The organism is Phyllobacterium sp. P5_D12 (assembly GCF_054049495.1).
The window spans coordinates 1-6,012 of record NZ_JBFUMG010000264.1 but is presented as its reverse complement, the minus strand read 5'-3'; the positions used below and the strand labels follow the sequence as shown (position 1 = coordinate 6,012).

Sequence of the window (6,012 nt, the reverse complement as noted above, 5' to 3'; positions counted from 1 at the left end):
AGTGCGGGCCGCTCATGTGCCAGTGAAAATTTTTGGTCTTCATGTAAATTGCAAATGTGTCTGCGAGCAGAGCATTTACCGCTCCGGCGATATCACGCACTGCGTTACCGCCCAGATCGCTGGGTGTAGCGGTCGGTGCACGTTTGATGGTCTGCAGGGATTTTTTAGCCACGGGTCGATCTCCTTGACGTAGGGAAACGCTTCGACTTGACACTCGATCAGCCGAGTGCCGCTCTAGTTCTAGCACGCGTTATCCAGCATTTCTGCCTCAATTCTTGGTTGTATCGGCAAGTGCTTCCTCAAACCGCACCAAGGGGAAATTTTCTTTGACTTGCGAATTCTCGGACACGATCTCGGCAACCTTGCCATCATGCGGGGCAGTTATCGAGTGCTCCATTTTCATAGCTTCGAGCACGAGCAATATCTGACCTTTTTTGACCATATCACCGGTGGCTACCCGCACGGCTTTCACCAGGCCTGGCATCGGGGCCGTAAGCCGGTCTCCGGCGCTGCCTGCCTGTTCAGCGAGCAGAAAAGGATCGGCGATGCTGAACGTCGTTGCCATTCCATTGGCGACTACGGCCACACCATGCGGTATTGCGATGGTCTTCGCCCGCAAATTCACGCCCTTGCCTGTGAGGTGCCAGCCTTGCGGTTCATGTCGCACACGCAGTTCGACTACAGCATCTGAACCGGAAATCGCGTACCGCTCGTCTCCAAGCACTGACACACCATATCGTACGATCTGCCCAGCCTCTTCCAGCATGACCGGATAAGCCACCCCGTTGTGATGACTGTAGCCGCGCAGGGCAGTCCACGGATCACCATGGACCGGTCGCTTCAGGAGACCGCTGGCAGAGAGGATAGCCAGTTCCTTGGCACCAGCTGGCGTCGCCATGGGAACGATCAATCCTGCAAGATCGCGGTCGATCAATCCCGTATCGACGTCACCGGCGGCAAATCCCTGATGACGAATCAACGCCGACAGAAATGGCGCGTTCGTCGTTGTTCCGGCAATCTCGGTCTGGCTCAGTGCGCTCTCCATTGTGGCAAGCGCGGATGGGCGATCGCCGCCGTGCACCACGAGCTTGGCGATCATCGGATCATAGTAGGGCGAGATCGTATCGCCCGCCCGAACGCCGGTTTCGACGCGAACCTCGCCGTCCTGCAGTGCATTGGGAAACGACAGATGGTGCAGCGTGCCGATGGCTGGCAGGAAACTTTTCGCCGGATCTTCGGCATAGAGCCGCGCCTCGATAGCATGGCCGTTGAGAGGGATTTGCTTTTGAGACAGCGGTAACTTTTCGCCGGCCGCCACACGCAATTGCCACTCTACCAGGTCAAGCCCGGTGATCATCTCGGTTACCGGGTGTTCCACCTGCAGCCGTGTGTTCATCTCCATGAACCAGAAACGGTCGGGCTTCAGCCCTTCTGTGGAATCGACGATAAATTCGATCGTGCCCGCGCCGGAATAGTTGATCGCTTGCGCTGCCTTGACGGCCGCACTGGTCATTGCAGAGCGAACCTCTGCGGTGATGCCAGGGGCAGGGGCTTCCTCGATGACCTTTTGATGGCGGCGCTGCAGCGAGCAGTCGCGCTCGTAAAGATGCACCACATTGCCGTGATTGTCGCCGAACACCTGCACTTCGATATGGCGCGGTTTGGCGATGTACTTTTCAACCAGCACGCGATCATCACCAAACGCACTCTTGGCCTCGCGACGCGCACTCCCCAGCGCCTCGGCGAAATCATCGGGATCATCGACTTTGCGCATGCCTTTGCCGCCACCGCCGGCGCGCGCCTTGATCAATACGGGATAACCGATCTCGCGTGCTTTCGAGGCCAGAACGACCAGTTCCTGCGCCTCGCCATGGTAGCCCGGAACGACAGGCACGCCGGCCTTCTCCATTAATCGTTTAGCTGCATCCTTGAGCCCCATGGCCCGGATGGAATCCGCGGATGGTCCGATAAAGACCAGACCGGCTTTCACCACCGCATCGACAAAACCCGGATTCTCGGAAAGGAAGCCGTAACCGGGATGAATGGCCTCAGCTCCGCTTTTCAGGGCAGCGTCTATGATGTGGTCGGCACGCAGATAACTGTCGGTGACGGGCGGGGGGCCGATATAGATCGCCTCATCGGCCATCGCCACGTGCAGCGCATGCGCATCTGCATCGGAATAGACAGCGACTGTGCCGATACCCATTCTCTGCGCCGTACGGATGACGCGGCAGGCGATTTCACCACGATTGGCAATGAGGATTCTGGAGAACATTTTTGTCATTGTTTTCGCTCCCATCACATCCTGAACATGCCAAAGCGCGTTTCCTCGACAGGCGCGTTCAGCGCGGCGGAAAGGGAAAGCGCCAGCACCTCGCGGCTCTTCGCCGGATCGATAATGCCGTCATCCCAAAGTCGCGCCGAGGAGTAGAGCGGGTGACCCTCGCGCTCATATTTTTCAAGAATGGGCGCGCGGAATGCAGCTTCGTCGCTGGCTGACCACTCCCCACCCTTGCGCTCGATACCCTCACGCTTGACCAGCGCCAGAACCGTGGCCGCCTGTTCGCCGCCCATGACTGAAATCCGCGCATTCGGCCACATCCAGAGGAAGCGCGGCGAGAAGGCTCTGCCGCACATGCCATAATTGCCAGCGCCGAATGAACCGCCGACGATCATCGTCACCTTGGGCACACGCGCTGTGGCGACGGCCGTGACCAGCTTTGCGCCATCCTTGGCGATCCCGCCAGCCTCGTAGGAACGCCCGACCATGAAGCCGGTAATGTTTTGCAGGAAGACCAGCGGGATGCCGCGCTGCGTGCACAGCTCGATGAAATGCGTGCCCTTCAGCGCGCTCTCGGAAAACAGCACGCCATTGTTGGCGATGATGCCGACGGGCATGCCGTAGAGATGCGCAAAGCCGGTTATCAGCGTCGTACCGTAGTTCTGCTTGAACTCGTCGAATTCCGAACCATCGACAATACGCGCGATCAGTTCGCGCGCATCGTATGGCTGGCGCAGATCGCTCGGTATGACGCCGTAAAGTTCATGTGGATCATAAAGCGGCGGAATCACCTTGCGAAGATCTAGGCCTATCTCCTTCTTTCGATTTAGGTTTCCAACGATACGCCGGGCGATGGCAAGCGCGTGCGCATCATCCACGGCGTAGTGGTCGGCAACGCCCGACTCGCGTGTATGCACTTCCGCGCCGCCAAGGTCTTCTGCCGAAACCTCTTCGCCTGTCGCGGCTTTGACCAAGGGAGGCCCTGCAAGAAAAATCGTTGCCTGGCCTTTGACCATGATGGTTTCTTCCGACATTGCGGGCACATAGGCGCCGCCCGCCGTGCATGATCCCATGACGACCGCAATCTGCGGGATGCCTGCGGCCGACATATTGGCCTGATTGTAGAAGATACGGCCAAAATGTTCGCGATCCGGAAAAACCTCGTCCTGATTGGGAAGATTTGCGCCACCGCTATCCACAAGATAGAGGCAGGGCAGATTGTTCTGCAGCGCGATCTCCTGCGCGCGCAGATGCTTTTTCACCGTCAATGGATAATAGGTGCCGCCTTTCACCGTCGCATCATTGACGACGATCATCACTTCCTTGCCGGATACCCGGCCGATCCCTGCAATCAGACCGGCGGATGAAATTGTGTCGTCATACATATCCCAGGCGGCAAACTGGCCGATTTCCAGAAAGGGCGAACCGGCATCCAGAAGCTGCGCCAGGCGATCACGCGGGAGCAGCTTGCCGCGCGACGTGTGGCGCTCGCGCGCCTCATCGGTACCACCCTTGATCACCAATTCCGCCTTGGCCTGGATATCACCTACCAGTGCCTGCATTCGCTTTGTATTGGCCGTGAAGGTTTCGGACGTGGTGCTGATCTGGGAGGTGAGGACGGTCATGCGGTCTCCTGTTATCGGCAGTGATTAGGTGCAGTGGTGTTGGCTCAAGCGCTCTCTGCAAACATTTCTCTGCCGATTAGCATGCGCCGTATCTCGCTCGTGCCAGCACCGATTTCGTAGAGCTTGGCATCGCGCAACAGCCGTCCGGTCGGATAGTCGTTGATGTAGCCATTGCCGCCGAGCGCCTGGATCGCCTCGAGCGCGCACCATGTTGCTTTCTCTGCTGCATATAGAACGCACCCTGCTGCATCCTTGCGTGTGGTTTCACCGCGATCACAGGCAGCCGCCACGGCGTAAACATAGGCCCGGCAAGCATTCGTCGTTGTGTACATGTCTGCCAGCTTGCCCTGCATCAGCTGGAATTCTCCGATAGGTTGGCCAAATTGCTTGCGCTCATGCACGTAGGGGACAACCACATCCAGACAGGCGTCCATCACTCCCAAAGGTCCACCGGCAAGCACGACGCGCTCATAGTCCAATCCTGACATCAGGATTTTGACACCCTGGCCCTCTTCGCCAAGTACGTTTTCGAATGGCACTTCGCAGTCCTCGAATACGAGCTCACACGTATTGGAACCGCGCATACCAAGCTTGTCCAACTTTTGCGCGGTGGTAAAACCCTTGAATTCCTTCTCGATCAGAAATGCCGTGATGCCACGCGAGCCCGCGGCGGGATCGGACTTCGCGTAGACCACCAACGTGCTGGCGTCAGGACCATTGGTAATCCACATCTTGTTACCGTTCAGAACATAACGGTCATTCTTCTTGTCGGCGCGCAGTTTCATCGAAACGACGTCGGAGCCCGCACCCGGTTCTGACATGGCGAGCGCGCCGACATGTTCGCCCGAGCAGAGTTTTGGCAAAAACTTTGCCTTCTGCTCAGGGGTGCCCCAGCGGTTGATCTGGTTGACGCAAAGATTGGAATGCGCACCATAAGAGAGACCGACCGATGCCGAAGCGCGGGAGATTTCTTCCACGGCAATTGTGTGAGCGAGATATCCAAGGCCGGACCCGCCGAATTCCGGGTCAGCAGTCATTCCGAGCAAGCCGAGCTCGCCCATTTTCGGCCAGAGGTGCATGGGGAATTGATTGGATCTATCGGTCTCGGCCGCCAGCGGTGCTAYTTCCGCCTGCGCAAATCGGTGCACCGTTTCCCGCAGTGCTTCGATCTCCTCAGAGACTCCGAATCTTAGGCCCGACTGGTACATTTCGTCCTCCCTTTTTAGTTGTCGCAATCTTCTTGGCGCCAACAAGGCGCAGTCCCATTTCGACGTACTTTTCTGCAATCTCGTCGACACTAAGCCTGTCGTCCGTCCGGAACCAGACCATGATACCGGTAATCATCGCGATAATGGCGCGGGTTGTCAGTGCAATATCATCGATGGCAAATTCGCGAGTATCGATTCCGTCATCGAGTATGTCCCGAAGGCTGTTCTCATACCTCGCGCGCAATTCAACGATGATGGCCCGGTTTTCCGGACTGAGGCTGCGCAGCTCCATATTTCCAATGTGCACATCGTCCCGTCGTTCCACATGAAAACGGATGTGGAAACGAATGAAGGCGCAGAACTTTTCTAGCGCCGTATGAGCGTTGCGGCTCTCGGCTTCCCAGGCGGCAAGCACATGATCCATGTGTCCCCGCATAACTGAAAACAGCAATTCCTGCTTGTTGGGGTAGTAGCGATAGAAGGCCGCGGGCTGCACGCCCACTTCGTCCGCGAGCTGGCGCATCGACATCGCTTCATAGCCGACGCGGGCAATCAAATGCTTCGCAGCAATATCAATTGCGCTGCGTGTCCTTCCGCCATCTGATCCGGTTGTGCGTGCCATGTTGAATTAATAAAACGAACGTTCAATTAATTCAAGAGGCAGGTTGCTAGACGAAGGTATGGATGGAGGAGCGGTAGGGATGCATATAAACTCAGCCAATTGGAGTCGATTTTCATCATCAATTTTCAGAGTGGATTTCATGTTTGAACGACGCATTTCCCGTCTATTTGCTATGCCGATTACAGCAATTTTCCTGCCGCTTGCAATGATCCCTTCTGCAAATGCCTTGAGCATGAAAGAGTGCAGCGTCAAGTACAAGGCGGCACAGAGTACCGG

Annotated in this window: 5 protein-coding genes and 1 pseudogene; all 6 read right to left on the bottom strand. The window is 57.0% G+C overall.

The annotated features are described in order from the left end of the window. Nucleotides 1-172, bottom strand: a pseudogene (locus ACXJ5O_RS16565) (DNA starvation/stationary phase protection protein); the annotation flags it as partial. Nucleotides 173-268: 96 nt separating this feature from the next. After that, nucleotides 269-2,275, bottom strand: coding sequence for an acetyl-CoA carboxylase biotin carboxylase subunit (locus ACXJ5O_RS16560; RefSeq protein ID WP_457300847.1), 2,007 nt, complete (start codon nt 2,273-2,275; stop codon nt 269-271). Between the two features lie 23 nt (nt 2,276-2,298). Continuing rightward, nucleotides 2,299-3,906, bottom strand: coding sequence for a carboxyl transferase domain-containing protein (locus ACXJ5O_RS16555; protein WP_457300846.1), 1,608 nt, complete (start codon nt 3,904-3,906; stop codon nt 2,299-2,301). A 44-nt stretch (nt 3,907-3,950) separates the two neighbouring features. Continuing rightward, nucleotides 3,951-5,114: an isovaleryl-CoA dehydrogenase gene (locus tag ACXJ5O_RS16550; protein WP_457300845.1), complete on the bottom strand. Its 1,164-nt coding sequence runs from the start codon at nt 5,112-5,114 to the stop codon at nt 3,951-3,953. Beyond that, nucleotides 5,080-5,736 carry a TetR/AcrR family transcriptional regulator gene (locus tag ACXJ5O_RS16545; RefSeq protein ID WP_457300844.1) on the bottom strand — a complete coding sequence of 219 codons (657 nt, stop codon included), beginning with the start codon at nt 5,734-5,736 and terminating at the stop codon, nt 5,080-5,082. Before ACXJ5O_RS16545 ends, ACXJ5O_RS16550 begins: the two co-directional genes overlap by 35 nt. A gap of 6 nt (nt 5,737-5,742) precedes the next feature. Further along, on the bottom strand, nt 5,743-6,012 hold a 270-nt coding region (locus ACXJ5O_RS16540; protein ID WP_457300843.1), incomplete at its 5' end, for a hypothetical protein.

Bases quoted from the DNA above. Each gene is read 5' to 3' on its own strand.
- ACXJ5O_RS16555 (WP_457300846.1), bottom strand. From the start codon at position 3,906: ATGACCGTCCTCACCTCCCAGATCAGCACCACGTCCGAAACCTTCACG.
- ACXJ5O_RS16560 (WP_457300847.1), bottom strand. From the start codon at position 2,275: ATGTTCTCCAGAATCCTCATTGCCAATCGTGGTGAAATCGCCTGCCGC.
- ACXJ5O_RS16545 (WP_457300844.1), bottom strand. From the start codon at position 5,736: ATGGCACGCACAACCGGATCAGATGGCGGAAGGACACGCAGCGCAATT.